This window comes from Proteus sp. ZN5 (assembly GCF_011046025.1).
GTDB lineage: Bacteria > Pseudomonadota > Gammaproteobacteria > Enterobacterales > Enterobacteriaceae > Proteus.
The window spans coordinates 3,897,354-3,912,941 of sequence record NZ_CP047639.1; the positions used below are offsets into that span (position 1 = coordinate 3,897,354).

At 38.5% G+C, this 15,588-nt stretch carries 13 protein-coding genes and 1 other RNA gene; 6 read left to right on the forward strand and 8 right to left on the reverse strand.

Features of this window, described 5'->3' with window-relative positions; all coding sequences use genetic code 11:
- Positions 1-108 precede the first annotated feature (108 nt).
- From GTK47_RS18000 to GTK47_RS18015, 4 genes are all read left to right on the forward strand, one after another.
- Positions 109-1,302 carry an efflux RND transporter periplasmic adaptor subunit gene (locus GTK47_RS18000; RefSeq protein WP_165125780.1) on the forward strand — a complete coding sequence of 398 codons (1,194 nt, stop codon included), beginning with the start codon at positions 109-111 and terminating at the stop codon, positions 1,300-1,302.
- Between the two features lie 14 nt (positions 1,303-1,316).
- Complete coding sequence (locus GTK47_RS18005; protein WP_165125783.1) at positions 1,317-4,466, forward strand: efflux RND transporter permease subunit; 3,150 nt, start codon at positions 1,317-1,319, stop codon at positions 4,464-4,466.
- A 641-nt stretch (positions 4,467-5,107) separates the two neighbouring features.
- Positions 5,108-5,470 carry an Hha toxicity modulator TomB gene (gene tomB, locus GTK47_RS18010; RefSeq protein WP_165125786.1) on the forward strand — a complete coding sequence of 121 codons (363 nt, stop codon included), beginning with the start codon at positions 5,108-5,110 and terminating at the stop codon, positions 5,468-5,470.
- Positions 5,471-5,515: 45 nt separating this feature from the next.
- The gene (locus GTK47_RS18015; protein WP_006535062.1) at positions 5,516-5,719 is read left to right on the forward strand and encodes an HHA domain-containing protein; all 204 of its coding nucleotides are present in this window, start codon (positions 5,516-5,518) and stop codon (positions 5,717-5,719) included.
- A 389-nt stretch (positions 5,720-6,108) separates the two neighbouring features.
- Here GTK47_RS18015 and ffs read toward each other — a convergent pair.
- Positions 6,109-6,205, reverse strand: an RNA gene (gene ffs / locus GTK47_RS18020) — signal recognition particle sRNA small type.
- A 324-nt stretch (positions 6,206-6,529) separates the two neighbouring features.
- Between ffs and tesB the strand changes: the two genes are divergently transcribed.
- Positions 6,530-7,405: an acyl-CoA thioesterase II gene (tesB, locus tag GTK47_RS18025; protein ID WP_088493671.1), complete on the forward strand. Its 876-nt coding sequence runs from the start codon at positions 6,530-6,532 to the stop codon at positions 7,403-7,405.
- A gap of 43 nt (positions 7,406-7,448) precedes the next feature.
- On the opposite strand, the gene amtB is transcribed toward tesB, so the two are convergent.
- The 5 genes from amtB to GTK47_RS18050 all read right to left on the reverse strand — a co-directional run bounded on the left by amtB (position 7,449) and on the right by GTK47_RS18050 (position 13,374).
- Positions 7,449-8,714, reverse strand: a complete 1,266-nt coding sequence (gene amtB / locus GTK47_RS18030; RefSeq protein WP_241256115.1) for an ammonium transporter AmtB — start codon at positions 8,712-8,714, stop codon at positions 7,449-7,451.
- 39 nt (positions 8,715-8,753) lie between these two features.
- The gene (glnK, locus tag GTK47_RS18035; RefSeq protein WP_098941103.1) at positions 8,754-9,092 is read right to left on the reverse strand and encodes a P-II family nitrogen regulator; all 339 of its coding nucleotides are present in this window, start codon (positions 9,090-9,092) and stop codon (positions 8,754-8,756) included.
- Positions 9,093-9,337: 245 nt separating this feature from the next.
- Positions 9,338-11,125, reverse strand: coding sequence for a SmdB family multidrug efflux ABC transporter permease/ATP-binding protein (locus GTK47_RS18040; RefSeq protein ID WP_165125792.1), 1,788 nt, complete (start codon positions 11,123-11,125; stop codon positions 9,338-9,340).
- Positions 11,112-12,857 carry a SmdA family multidrug ABC transporter permease/ATP-binding protein gene (locus GTK47_RS18045; protein WP_165125795.1) on the reverse strand — a complete coding sequence of 582 codons (1,746 nt, stop codon included), beginning with the start codon at positions 12,855-12,857 and terminating at the stop codon, positions 11,112-11,114. The genes GTK47_RS18040 and GTK47_RS18045 overlap by 14 nt, the downstream gene beginning before the upstream one ends.
- A gap of 55 nt (positions 12,858-12,912) precedes the next feature.
- Complete coding sequence (locus GTK47_RS18050) at positions 12,913-13,374, reverse strand: Lrp/AsnC family transcriptional regulator (RefSeq protein WP_036911686.1); 462 nt, start codon at positions 13,372-13,374, stop codon at positions 12,913-12,915.
- Positions 13,375-13,532: 158 nt separating this feature from the next.
- Between GTK47_RS18050 and queC the strand changes: the two genes are divergently transcribed.
- Positions 13,533-14,231 carry a 7-cyano-7-deazaguanine synthase QueC gene (queC, locus tag GTK47_RS18055; protein WP_165125798.1) on the forward strand — a complete coding sequence of 233 codons (699 nt, stop codon included), beginning with the start codon at positions 13,533-13,535 and terminating at the stop codon, positions 14,229-14,231.
- A gap of 149 nt (positions 14,232-14,380) precedes the next feature.
- Here queC and GTK47_RS18060 read toward each other — a convergent pair whose 3' ends face one another.
- Together GTK47_RS18060 and GTK47_RS18065 are read right to left on the reverse strand one after the other, a co-directional pair.
- Complete coding sequence (locus GTK47_RS18060) at positions 14,381-14,785, reverse strand: thioesterase family protein (protein ID WP_023580858.1); 405 nt, start codon at positions 14,783-14,785, stop codon at positions 14,381-14,383.
- A 237-nt stretch (positions 14,786-15,022) separates the two neighbouring features.
- Positions 15,023-15,394 (reverse strand): ComEA family DNA-binding protein, encoded by a 372-nt coding sequence (locus tag GTK47_RS18065; protein ID WP_241256046.1) that lies wholly within the window; start codon positions 15,392-15,394, stop codon positions 15,023-15,025.
- Positions 15,395-15,588 lie beyond the last annotated feature (194 nt).

Sequence of the window (15,588 nt, forward strand, 5' to 3'; positions counted from 1 at the left end):
CTGAAGTTAATTTACATACATTCATGTATGTTTGTACTATACATCGTAACCAATCATCAACTTAATTATTTTTATCCCGGGAAACAACGTTTGAATAGAGGTTTTCTTATGCGAAAAAACAGAGGGGTTTTGCCTCTGGCTCTGTTAGTGCTATCAGGCAGCTTGGTTCTTGCTGGATGTGACGACAAAGCTAAACAGTCTGCTGGAGGTCCACCTCCTGCACCGGCTGTGGGTGTTGTGACTTTAGGAGCGCAAGCTCTGACAATCACCACTGATTTACCTGGTCGTACATCAGCCTTCCGTATTGCTGAAGTTCGCCCTCAAGTTGGCGGCATTATTTTAAAACGCAATTACACCGAAGGTAGCTATGTAGAAGCAGGTACATCTTTGTACCAAATCGACCCAGCTATGTTTGAAGCAACTTTAAATAGTGCGCAAGCTGAACTGGCGAAAGCTAAAGCTAATGCTGAAATAGCGCGTCTCACTGTGGAGCGTTATAAGCCTCTGCTGGGTACAAACTATGTCAGTAAACAAGATTTTGATACCGCAACTTCTCAGTATGCACAAGCTGTCGCTGCTGTTAGAGCGGGCGAAGCAGCTGTCACAACGGCAAAGATTAATCTTGAATATACGAAAGTAACGGCTCCAATTTCAGGTCGTTCGGGTAAATCAACGGTGACTGAAGGCGCCCTTGTCGCTCCAGGTCAACAAGTCGCGCTGACAACTGTTCAGCAAATCGATCCGATTTACGTCAATGTGACACAGTCGAGTGAAGATTACCTGAAACTCAAAAATGAAATTGAAAGTGGCGTTATTCGTCAAGAGCAAGGCAAACCTGTTGTTCATTTAACACTGACTAATGGGCAAGCTTACGCACAGAAAGGCCATTTAGAATTTTCTGATGTGACTGTTGATGAGACAACAGGCTCAATTACTATGCGTGCTATCGTACCTAACCCAAATGGGGAGTTATTACCAGGTATGTTTGTTCGCACTAAGCTAGAAAATGGTATTCGTCAAAATGCAGTTTTGATCCCACAGCAAGCCGTTATTCGTACAGCGCGTGGTGATGCAACAACAATGGTTGTTAATAAAGACAATGTTGTTGAAGTTCGTACCATCGAAGTATCACAAGCTGTTGGTAATAAATGGCTCGTTAATAGTGGTGTTCAGGCTGGTGAGCGCGTTATCGTTTCTGGATTGCAAAAAGCAAAACCAAAAATGACAGTAACGGCTCAAGAAGAGAATTTAGATGCGAAGCCATCACCTGAACAAACTGAGCCAGCTAAGAATCCTCAATAAGGAGTCGGTGATCCATGCCTAAGTTTTTTATAGATAGACCGATATTTGCGTGGGTAATTGCGATAATTACCATGCTCGCAGGTCTTCTGGCACTCATCAAACTGCCTGTTGCCCAGTACCCAACGATTGCGCCGCCAGCGATTTCTATCTCAGCGGTTTATCCTGGTGCTGACGCCACCACTGTGCAGAATACTGTTACCCAAGTTATCGAACAGAATATGAATGGTATCGATAACATGGTGTATATGTCTGCGACCAGTGACTCAGCAGGTATGATGAATATCACTCTGACCTTTGAAGCAGGTACTGACCCTGATATCGCGCAAGTACAGGTGCAGAATAAACTGCAACTTGCCATGCCGTTATTACCTCAGGAAGTGCAACAACAAGGGATTAGTGTTGATAAATCCTCAAGTTCATTCTTGATGGTTGCAGGGTTCATCTCAAGTGACGGTTCAATGTCACAAGATGATATTGCAGACTATGTGGGTGCAACGATTAAAGACCCGTTAAGCCGTGTAACCGGCGTGGGTGAAACCCAATTATTTGGTACTCAATACGCAATGCGTATTTGGTTAGATCCAGATAAATTGGTGAAATATAACATGACAACACTTGATGTTATTGGTGCAATCAGAGCGCAAAATAACCAAGTGGCAGCAGGTCAATTAGGGGGGACACCTCCGGTTCCTGGTCAGCGTTTAAACGTATCAATTATTGCTCAAACTCGACTCAATACTGCTGAACAATTTGCTGACATCCTGATGAAGGTCAATACTGACGGCTCACAGGTTAAGCTGAAAGATCTCGGTGTAGTTGAAATGGGTGCTGAAAGCTATAGTACCGTTGCTCGCTTTAATGGCTTACCTGCTTCTGGTATTGGTATTAAATTAGCAACAGGTGCTAACGCATTAGATACAGCCACCGCTGTGCGTGCCGCATTAGCTGAAATGGAGCCGTTTTTCCCTGCTGGATTAGAGATTGTCTATCCTTATGACACAACGCCTTTCGTTAAAATCTCTATCAATGAAGTAGTAAAAACACTTGTTGAAGCTATCATGCTGGTATTCGTAGTTATGTATCTGTTCTTACAGAACTTCCGTGCTACGTTAATCCCAACAATTGCAGTGCCTGTCGTATTGTTAGGTACCTTCGCTATACTTTCGGCGTTTGGTTATTCGATAAATACCTTGACGATGTTCGCGATGGTACTGGCTATCGGACTTCTGGTAGATGATGCCATCGTTGTGGTAGAAAACGTCGAACGTGTTATGCAAGAAGAAGGTTTATCACCTAAAGAAGCAACACGTAAATCCATGGGACAAATCCAAAGTGCGCTGGTCGGTATCGCCCTTGTGCTTTCTGCGGTATTTATTCCAATGGCATTCTTTGGTGGTTCAACAGGTGCGATTTATCGCCAGTTCTCTATCACCATCGTATCAGCAATGGTTCTGTCTGTTTTCGTTGCATTGATTTTAACACCTGCACTTTGTGCAACCATGTTAAAACCTGTACCGAAAGGCAGTCATGGTGTACAAACTGGTTTCTTTGGTTGGTTTAACCGTACCTTTGAAAAAAGCAGCCATCACTATACTGACAGCGTATCGCGTACACTTCGTGGTACTGGTCGTTACTTATTGATTTACGTTTTATTAGTGGCGGGGATGGCGTTAATGTTTATTCGCTTACCTGCATCGTTCTTACCTGAAGAAGACCAAGGGGTATTACTGACAATGGTTCAGTTACCTGCTGGTTCTACACAAGAACAGACACAAGACGTACTAGAAAGAGTAAACGACTACTTCAATACCGATGAAAAAGAACTCGTTAAATCTGTCTTTACCGTTAGTGGCTTCGGCTTCGGTGGTCAAGGCCAAAATATGGGTCTAGTTTTCGTTGTATTGAACGATTGGGATGAACGTAAAGCAGATGAAGACAAAGTTCCGGCCATTGTTGGGCGAGCCAATATGGCATTATCCCAAATTAAGGAAGCCTTTGTTTACTCATTTAACATTCCAGCAATTGTTGAGTTAGGTTCTGCGGGTGGTTTCGAATTCGAGTTAGTGGATAAAGCGAACCTCGGTCACGAAAAACTCATGGAAGCCCGAAATCAATTACTTGGAATGGCAGCGCAACAGCCTCAAATGTTAATGGGTGTGCGTCCTAATGGTCAGGAAGATACGTCACAGTATCGTCTGTATATCGACCTAGAAAAAGCACAAGCTCAAGGCGTTGCAGTTAGCGATATCTATTCAACATTAGGTACCATGTTTGGTGGTAGTTACGTTAACGACTTTATCGACCGTGGTCGTGTTAAGAAAGTTTACGTTCAAGCTGAATCACAATTCCGTATGTTGCCACAAGATATTGGTAATCTTTATGTTCGTAACAATGTCGGTCAGATGGTTCCATTCTCATCGTTCATTGATACAAGTAAAGATCCTTGGTTATACGGTTCTCCTCGTTTAGAGCGTTATAACGGTTTACCAGCAGTTCAAATTCAAGGTAGTGCAACACCAGGTCAAAGTAGTGGTGACGCAATGCTGATGATGGAAGATCTCGCAAGTAAATTACCAAGCGGTATCGGTTATGAATGGACTGGAATGTCATATCAAGAACGTTTATCGGGTAACCAAGCGCCTGCGCTATATACCATTTCCTTGATAGTCGTATTCCTTTGTCTTGCGGCTCTTTATGAAAGCTGGTCAGTGCCATTCTCAGTTATGTTAGTCGTTCCACTGGGTGTTATTGGTGCGCTTGCACTAACATCAATAAGAGGCCTTGAAAACGACGTTTACTTTAAGGTTGGGCTCTTAACAACCATTGGGTTATCGGCGAAAAACGCAATCTTGATTGTTGAGTTCGCCAAAGACTTGATGGAGAAAGAAGGTAAAGGACTCATAGAAGCAACGTTAGACTCTGTTAGAATGCGTCTACGTCCAATTCTAATGACTTCACTGGCCTTTATGTTAGGGGTTATTCCTCTGGTATTAAGTAACGGTGCAGGTTCTGGTGCTCAGAACTCAGTAGGTACAGGTGTATTCGGTGGTATGATTGCCGCAACCTCCCTAGCTATCTACTTCGTTCCTATTTTCTTCGTCGTGATCCGTAGACGATTCGCGAAGAAAAATGAAGATTTAGAGCACCCAAATCATTCACACTAATTTGAATGGATTTGAGTAAGAATGCCAAAAAGGTCGCGAAAGCGACCTTTCTCTTTATCTATTGATGTATTGTTTTAAATAAAAACTTATCTCATTATATTATTTTTAGGAAATATCTCTTTAATCAATAAATTCATTTTATTTTTTTTCTTATATGTGACTTTTTGTCAAAATTAAACAGTTCTGTTATTTATAAATAACAGCGATAATTATGCCTCATTTACACGCTTAAACATTCAAATCATAATAAAAACAAAGATAATCATTATGTTAAGAAAAACACTCTTTAATTGAGATTCGCTAATTTTTACGAAAATAGACAAAATTCTGTTGTTCAGATAGTGACTTATGCAATAATAGTGCTATATTAAGCAAAGAAATACTTATTGTATAAATTTTAAACTCATTCGAGTGCAGTTGAGTGCTTAGTATTATCTTTTGATATGCTATTACTTTGTTAGAAATAATAAATATAATTATTAAACTCTTTTAGCATACGAGTAAATATAAACACCCATTTTCAAGTTTATGTTTTTTATTAATCCATTAATGAATTATGTGATGTATCCCGTTAATAAGTTCAACTTTAAGTATTTATCATTATTAATGAATATTTTCTATTAATTCAATTACGATATGTTATGGACGAATATTCACCAGAAAAAGTAGATTTAGCTGAATTGGCGTTTTTATGTGAAGAGCTATTGCAACAAGCTTTAGACTCATTAGATAAAGGCAGCACAGTTTGGCACAACGATCTGAGTAGCACAAAAAGCGTTGACCTTAATGTCCTAATTGAACACATTATGGACTTTAGTTGGAAATTTAAGATTAAACACCCAGATAAACATGTCATTAATACGCTTATAGAAGAGTACCTTGAAGAGACTTATCGTTTATTTGGTAATACATCAATTTCTTACTCAGATATCAATAATTGGAAAGAGTTAAACTTGTCACTTTTAACTCTCATTGCCAAAAACCCAAAAAGTTATATTAAGTAAATTTAATTATCTTTAGTTTTATTTTAATAATAGAGAAAAGACAACATGACTAAGACAGACTATCTAATGCGTTTAAGAAAATGTACTTCAATCGAAACATTAGAACGTGTGATTGAAAAAAACAAATATGAACTCTCTGATGATGAACTGGAGCTGTTTTATTCAGCCGCAGACCACCGTTTAGCAGAACTCACAATGAATAAGCTATATGATAAAATTCCAGCGTCCGTTTGGAAATTTGTAAGATAATCTAGTTCTATTTAATTACCTTAGTTTTATTTTTGCTATTTTTATTTTTTATAGTAGTAGGGTTATTATTTCTTAATTTAGATATCGTTTTATTCACGTTTTCTTATCAGTAGAATGATTACACACCATCATGCCGTTGACTTATTACGGCATGACTGCACTGCTTTGCCCAAATATTCCTTCCATTTATAAACACTACCGTAAATTTTCCAATAATAAATTGATAGATTAAGCATACTATTTTCTATTTAATAAAATTGACTCTCAAACCTAAAGAAAACAGCACTTAAAAACACGTATAGAGAGTGAAAATATACGGGAAATAAATAATCTTAGAAGATAATGATTATGAGAGATTAGAAATTATGAAGGGCTAGAATTGGGTGGGGCCTTGCCAGCGACATCCCGGCACACGCGACACCTGCCATGGCTGCTTCCTTCCGGACCTGACCGAGTTAACAAGTTAGCGTTGCGGGAGAACCAACAAGACCCCATAGATTGTCTTATTGCTAAGACGACACGCATTATGTTTTAAACTGACTCAAATAGCAAGGAAAGCGAGCCTAAGTGATGATTAATTATCCAAATATGCACTCACTAATTATTCAATTGCCTTTAACGCTCTTTTTGCCTCTCATAAATTCATCAGAAAGTATTCAATAAGCCGATAAATAATAATCTCCATCGACTCTGTGCATTTATCATTAGGTAGAGATTTAAGAGAAAAAGGGAGATTATTTTTTTATCTTCTTAGGATTGTATATAATCAACTTTATAAAAAATAACCAGATCTAATGATACAGGTACACTATGAGTCAAGCATTGAAAGATCTCATCAATTTGATGGCACTTGAAAAAATAGAAGAAGGTCTATTTAGAGGTCAAAGCGAAGATTTAGGATTACCTCAAGTTTTTGGTGGGCAAGTAGTAGGACAAGCACTATACGCTGCAAAACAGACAATTGCTGATAACCGTTATATCAACTCATTTCATAGCTACTTTTTACGTCCTGGTGATAGCCATAAGCCTATCGTTTATGATGTGGAATTTATCCGTGATGGTGGTTCATTTAGCACTCGTAGAGTCAGTGCGATCCAGCATGGTAAGCCTATTTTCTATATGACGGTTTCTTTTCAAGAATTTGAAGAAGGTTTTGAACATCAAGATGCAATGCCTGATGTTCCTTTTCCAAATGAACTTATCTCACAACATGAGATTTTAAAGAAATTAGCACCTAAATTACCTGAGCCGATTAAATCTTTAGCACTACGAGAAACGCCTTTTGAGGCGCGTCCTGTGCAATATTTTAGCCCTTTTGGCTACTCTAAAGCACCTGCTGAACGCTATGTTTGGTATCGTAGTCGTGGTGAAATGCCATCAGATCCTTTCTTGCATCAATACTTGCTTGGCTACGTCTCTGATTTTGACTTTTTACCAACTGCTCTCCAACCTTATGGTTTAGGCTTTATGGATACAAGCCTACAAGTTGCTACAATTGACCATTCGATGTGGTTTCATCGTCCATTCCGTGTGGATGATTGGTTGCTTTATGTGATTGAAAGCCCTTCAGCATCAGGTGGTAGAGGATTTGTGAGAGGTAAATTCTTTAATACAAATGGCCAACTAGTGGCGTCTTCTGTTCAAGAAGGAGTTATTCGCCAAAAACGTACTAAACATTCAAAATAATACCTTGACATATTCCCCCCCTCAAAAGAGGGGGAATAGACAATTACTGCTGATAAGCTCTTTCACCATGAGTTGTTAAATCTAATCCATCATGCTCTTCCTCTTCAGAAACACGTAACCCCACCAGCTTATCCGCGATTTTAAAACTGATATAAGCAACAGCACCAGACCAAATTACCGTGATCACAACACTGATTAATTGAATTAAAACCTGTTTACTCAATGTCATACCATCGCTATACCCTACGCCACCTAAAAATGAAGCCGTAAATATCCCTGTTAATAGGCAACCTGCAATACCACAAGTACCATGAATACCAAAAACATCACAAACATCATCAGCTTTTAACCAGCGTTTTAAAACAACAACCCCCCAAAGCCCTACCATTCCCCCCATTACACCAATAAATAAAGCCCCCATCACTCCGACTGTGCCAGCAGCAGGTGTAATCGCCACTAACCCTGCAATACAACCTGAACAACCACCTAACATAGAGGGCTTACCTCTGGTTATCCATTCTGATGCAGTCCAAGAAAGTACGGCTCCCGCAGTTGCAACTACCGTATTTAAAAACGCTAAAGCTGCAATCGCATTTGCACTGCCAGCAGAGCCTGCATTAAAACCGAACCAACCGATATAAAGTACAGCCGTACCTGTAAAAACCATGGGCAAATTATGAGGTTTAAGCGCTGTATGCTGACTATCACGCCGTTTTCCAAGTAAGTAAGCACCAACAAGAGCCGCAATAGCAGCATTAATATGTACGACGGTTCCCCCAGCAAAATCTAATGCACCATCATCGATTAACCAACCACCTTCTCCCCATACCATATGAGCAATAGGGATATAAGAAAAAGTGAACCAAATAATCGTAAAAATAAGCAATGCAGAAAAACGAATGCGCTCTCCTAATGCTCCAACAATTAATGCCACAGTGATAACAGCAAACGATCCTTGAAAAGCAACATGTACATACTGATTAATTGAACCAGAGAGTGAATCTAGTGAGATGTTATTCAAAAAAGTAAGTGACCACCCACCCCAAATTTTATTACTGGAGGTAAATGCCAAACTATAGCCAAATATAACCCAAAGGATCATAACCACACTGAAGATCATCATCACTTGAGTGATCAAAGAAAGTACGTTTTTCCCTCTCAATAACCCGCCATAAAACAGCGCAATACCGGGTATAGTCATAAAAAAAACTAAAGCAGTACATATCAACATAAAACTATTATCGGCTTTATCAACAGTCACTGTTTCAGTCGCAAATACAGATGAAGAAAAGTGTGTAAGCACTAACATTAATAGCAAAGAAAGTAAGCATTTCATCGAATATCTCCTTTAAAGTGCTTCATCACCAGATTCACCGGTACGAATACGAACTGCTTGTAATAATTCCAAAACAAAAATTTTTCCATCTCCTACTTTTCCTGTATCCGTCGCTTGCATAATCACTTGCATAACTGGCTCAAGTTGTTCATCACAAATAGCGAGTTCTATTTTTACTTTCGGAAGAAAATTAACTTCGTATTCTGCTCCTCTATATAACTCTGCATGTCCTTTCTGTCGCCCATATCCTTTTACTTCACTGATTGTCATTCCCTTTATGCCTAACTCAGAGAGTGACTCTCGTACTTCTTCTAATTTAAATGGCTTAATAATGGCGATGATGTATTTCATATAAACCCCTCTTCGATATTTGAAAGAGCAAAGTCTATATAGCAAAGCAAAAGATATGCCATTATTTAACCAATTGATATTTAGGATAAAAAACAAACTTTGAAACTATTAAAATGAAAAGACTCACCGAATTGGTGCAAAAAGATGACAGCTATTTTGCTCAAAGCAAGATAATCGGGAAATAAAAAAGGGCACATACATAAAGATGATGTGCCCTTTAAAATTATATTTTTTATTTAAGCTTATTATTCTACTTCAACAGGCTCTTGTTCTTGTAAAGACTCTCTGACTTGCTGTAATTGATACATATTATAATATCGGCCTTTTTGTGAGAGTAACTTAGCATGACCGCCCCGCTCGACAATTGCACCACGATGAAGCACCACAATTTCATTGGCTTCAATAATAGTGGAAAGTCGGTGAGCAATAACAATCAGTGTTGTTTTTTCCCTAACCACTTTTAACGCCTTCTGTATGGCTTGTTCTGTTCCTGAGTCAATATTTGCTGTTGCCTCATCCAGAATAAGAATACGAGGAGGAATTAATAATACACGCGCCAATGCAAGTAACTGTTTTTGCCCGGCAGATAAGCGACTACCTTGCTCACCAAGTTCTGTTTGTAGCCCTTCAGGTAAGGCTTTAGCCCACTGATCAAGTTGCACTGTCTCTAATACCTGCCATAAATGTGACTCATCACATTCACGCCCTAATGTAATATTGTCATGCAGTGAGCCAGACAATAAAACAGGATCTTGTTGCACCATCGCAATACCACTGCGTAATGCGGTGTGAGAATACGCTTCTAATGGATGTTCATCTAACGAGATACTTCCTTTTTGCCAAGGGTAATTTCCCATTAATAAACTAGCTAAAGTACTTTTTCCGCTTCCTGTATGCCCAACAAATGCAACGAAATGACGAGCAGGAATAGTTAAATTGATATCTTTTAATACCCATTGCTCATCACGATACGCAAACCAAAGAGAGTTAACGTCAATATTACCTTGGGTGATAGTATGTGATGATGAACCGTAGTGCTGCAAAGGAGCATCCATTAGTTCAAAAACACGCTCACCAGAGACAACTGCCTGTTGTAAAATCGACTGCTGAGATGTCAGGGTGATCAAAGGTTCATTCAATCGACCTAAATAACTAATAAACGCATAAATAACCCCAACACCAATAACAGCACTGCCTTGATACCCGAACAGCATTAATAAACCACACAGAACCAATGCAGAGAGCATACTTAGTAAAGGGCGTAATAACAGGCCATCAAGTTTTAACGCTTTCATACGTGCTTGGTAATGCTGCCAGCTATCATCTGACATTCTTTCACCAAATCGAGCTTGTTGCCTAAATTGCTGAATAACAGACATGCCATTGATGACCTCATGGAAACCATCATTTATATTGGCGAGAAAATGACGCACATTACGAACTATCGGTGTGCTAAGTCGCTGATAAAGCATCATTACACCAATAACAGCTGGGAAGATTGTCATCGCGATTAATGCCATTTGCCATTCTAATAAGAACATGGCGATCAGCATTACAACCACTAAAGCAATCGCTCGGAATAATGTTGGTAACACATTCACAAACAAATCTTTAATCGTCTCAGTGTCATTCGTTACACGAGAAATTAATTGCCCTACAGGCTGATTATCAAAAGCACTTAATGGCTGTTTTAGTGCCGCACTCATTACATCGGTACGTAATTGTTGTACAACCCCAACAGCAGCATGATTAAACACAATTGCCTGATAATAGTGAAGTGTGGCAGCTATTATCTGTAAAAGGATAAAAGCTAACGCCAAGCCTAATGATGACATTAACTCCACATTATTTGTGGCAACTTTTGCATCAATAAAATAACCAACAATTAATGGGCCACCCACTTCAGCAACGGCGGCTACCCACAACATAATGACACCCCATGTCATGGGCTTACGATAGGTTTTACCATAAGTCAAAAGACGCTTTAGTGCAGGTAATAGCGCTTTAACGGATTTATTTTTATTCATCGTCATCCAGCGCGGCCTCTAATTGCTGATAATGGTACATATCTTGATACCAACCCGGTATTGAAATTAATTGCTGATGTGTACCTTGCTCTATAATCTCACCCTGTTTTAAAACTAAAATATTCGTAGCACCAATTAATGCAGATAAGCGATGAGCACTAATAATTAACGTTCTATCTTTTCGCCATTGTGACAAGTTTTGCAAAATTTGATATTCAGTTTGTCCATCAACAGCAGATAGAGCGTCATCTAATAACAAAATTTCAGCATCCAATAATAGTGCTCGAGCGATAGAAATACGTTGTTTTTGTCCACCAGATAACATCACGCCCTTTTCACCGACTTGTGTTTGATACCCTTCCGGTAAGCGTAAAATATCCTCATGAATATTTGCCAGTTTCGCAACAGACTCTATTTCTTCTTTTGTCGCATCAGGACGCCCTAAGGCAATATTTCCAGCAATGGTATCTGAAAATAGGAACGGTGTTTGATTAACAACGGCCAATCGCGCTCGCCATTCATCAAGTTTCAATTGATAAATAGGTATAGATTGAAAACAAATCTCACCTTCAGTCACATCATAAAGTCGTTGAATAACGGTAAGTAATGTACTTTTTCCACTCCCGGTCATTCCACAAATCCCCAACATTTCACCGGGTGATAATGTAAAATGAACATTTTTCAGTGTTTCTGTTGTTTGTTCGGGATATTGGAAACGTTTGATATCAACGGATAACACACCTCGACCTTGTTTTGGTGATAATTCGCCATCAACCATATCGAGCTTTTCATCCAATAAACTATTAATTCGGCTATAAGCAGCACTACCACGCTCAACAATATTGAACATCCATGCTAAAGCCAGCATTGGCCAGATCATTTGACCCAAATACATTACAAAGCTGGTTAATTCACCCAACGTCATTTTGCCATTAATAACAAAATAGCTGCCACCCGCAACAGCGAGTAAATTAGCAAAACCAATAGCCATAAAAATAGTAGGATCAAATAGCGCATCGATTCGTGCAACACGCATATTTTGGCGCCCAGTTTCTTTTGCAACATCATCAAAACGGGAAGCATGCTGTTGCTCTAGCCCGAATGATTTGATCATGCGAATACTACTCAAGCTTTCTTGTGCTTGATTATTGAGTGAAGAGAAAAGTGCCTGTGCAGTTTTAAAGCGACTGTGCAGTTTATCGCCATATTGCTTAATCAAAATCGCCATGATTGGCATAGGTAATAATGAAATTAGTGTCAGTTCCCAACTTAACTGAATACTCATCATGACAAGCACAGCAAGCCCCATAACCATAGAATCCACTAAGGTCAGCACACCTTCGCCCGCTGCAAAAACAACTTTATCAACATCATTGGTGGTACGTGCAATTAAATCACCTGTACGATAGCGGTGATAAAATGAAGAGGATTGTTGGTTAAGTTGTTGGTAAATTTGCATCCTCAGTTTTACTGCTAGTTGATAAGATGCACCAAATAACCAAAGACGCCAAAAATAACGTAAAAGATAAACTGCGAGGGCAATTAATACCATCACACCAATCCAATTCATCACTTGGCTAAATGTCAGACTATGGTTATCGACACCATCCACAATGATCCCAACAATCTTTGGAGGGATCACCTGTAATACCGCGATAACCATCAATAAGAAAATGGCACCTACATAACGACGCCATTCACTGAGAAAATACCAACTGAGCTGTGAAAATAGAGCCACGCCTTAAATCCTAAGGTTATACAAAAATAAAAGTGCCAGTTGGTAAAGATGAACCTTATTCAGGTATCGGCATTGCCGTTGTGTATTTAATTTTTTCCATTGCGAAGTTAGAAGTCACATCAATAAGACCCGGTACGCCATTAACCATACGCTTATAAAATAGGTCGTAACTTTTCATGTCTACTACTTCAACATGCATTAGATAATCACACTCACCCGCCATTCGATAGAATGTCAGTACTTCTGGCATTTGCTTAACAAATGAAACAAACTGTTCGTACCATTCGCTATTATGTTGCTGTGTTCTAATCATAACAATAACTGTTAGACCTAGCCCGATTTTTTCACTATCAAGCAGCGCAACGCGCTTACGAATATACCCTTCATCCTCTAGTCTTTTCAATCGTTTCCAGCAAGGTGTTGAGGTTAGGTTAACAGCCTCAGCCAAAGTATTCAGTGAGAGGCTTGAATCTTCCTGTAACAGCGCTAATAGTTTACGGTCAATCTTATCTAACATAGATACTCCTTCAAAATATGCCCCTACAAAAAATAATGATAACCTGCCCCTTACTATAAGAGTAATCATCTAATGATAAATCGGTAATAAATTGCCATAATATATGTACTTTTATGCGTACTAATCCCTATAGAAATTCAATATTCAGGAGTATTCTGATGAAAAAAACGGTCGTTGTCTTTAGTGGTGGACAAGATTCGACAACCTGCCTTATTCAAGCATTGGAAAAGTACGATGAAGTACATTGTATTACGTTCAATTATGGTCAACGCCATAAAGAAGAAATTGAGGTAGCACAAAAAGTTAGTCAATTACTGGGAGCAACTGCGCATAAAGTTTTAGATGTAAGTTTACTCAATGAACTCGCTATCAGTAGCCTAACTCGCGACAATATTCCAGTTCCTGATTTCAAAGAAAGTGAAGAAAGTGATATTCCTAGTACCTTCGTACCAGGTAGAAATATCCTTTTCCTCACTTTAGCGGCAATTTACGCTTATCAAATTGGTGCAGAGAGTGTCATCACTGGTGTTTGTGAGACAGATTTCTCTGGTTACCCTGATTGTCGTGATGAATTTGTAAAAGCGCTGAATCATGCTGTCAGCTTAGGTATTGCTCGTGATATTAAATTTATCACACCATTAATGTGGTTAGATAAAGCTGAAACTTGGGCCCTTGCTGATTACTATAAGAAGTTAGATTTCGTTCGTCACGAAACCTTAACTTGCTATAACGGTATTCAAGGTGATGGTTGTGGTGAATGTGCAGCTTGTCATTTAAGACAACGTGGATTAAGCACTTACTTAGCTGATAAAACACCAATTATGCAGGCGATGAAACAGAAAATGGGCCTTAAATAATCATCATAATTACTTTGCTTATTATCATGACTCCCCACCATTCTATTTGCTTATGCAGTGATAATTCATCAAACATTATCACTGCATTAGATCATATTTAATTAGTCTAATAGCATTGAGTGAGATCTCTCTAATCCTCTCTTTGTGTATTAGGATGATTGACGCACATACTCAAGTTTCTCTCTTAACTGATCTGTTAATGTCAGTGCTTTTTTGGTGTTAATGTCTACAAGAACAAACGTGATTAATGCATCAGAGATAAGTGCGCCATCTTTTTTTCTCACAATCTTCTGAGAAAGTACGCCACTTTTAATCCCTACTTCAGCAACATCACAATCAATCAGTAGCTCATCACCTAAGCTTGCAGGTAAGCGATAATTAATATTGATATTAGCAACCACTAGCGCCAAGCCATTACGTTTAAACCAATCAAAATCTAAATGTTGCTCAATCCAATCCCATCGAGCTTGCTCTAAAAACTCAAGGTAACGTGCATTATTTACATGTTCAAAAACATCTAAATGGAAGCCATAAACTTTAATTAATGTACTCATATCAATTTATTACCTCTTGATTATTCTAATAAACTTTTTATAAAGTTTTTTTGCGATACCATAAATATAGCCAAGAAAATAAATTTAGTAATTTATGATATAGGTTTATTTCGTTCCCTTTCAGAACAGAAAACGTGTTTCTCTTATCAAAAAAATCAAAGAGAAACACGGGGACTTTCAATCAATATTCACGTTTTTTCTATAACTTATACTCAATATCGTATAAGAATGAATACCTTAATTAATAACGATAAAATCACGATTTTGATCAACTAACTTCATACCAATTCCAAAAACTTTTTCAAGTTCATCGATAGAGGTAAAACGGCCTAACTGCTCGCGATAATCAATAATGGCTTGCGCTTTCGCTTTTCCTATTCCTTTTAATCCCATTAGCTCATCTACTGTTGCTGTATTTAAATTAACTTTACCTTCTGTGTTAGCTTTATTTTCTTTAGCATCACGATCAACCGAAGTATGAGTTTCAATAGAAACCGTTGGGGTTGAAGCAGGGTTTTCTTCTGCATAAGAGAGAGGAGAAAGACCTAATCCCAAAGCAAGGCAAATAGAGGCCATAAAACCTGACAACATTTTTTTATCCATTTTCATAATCATAATTTCCTTTTATTCAATAATTTCAAATTCGATGGCATACAGAGATTTCTGAATGCAGAAGAAGAATGCCAATATATTGATAAATCAGCAATTGTATAAAAATAGAACTTCGAGAAAGCAGGAAAAATAAAAATGAACAAAAGAAGCATTGCAAAAAATTGTCGGGCTTGTTCTCAAACATGAACCTT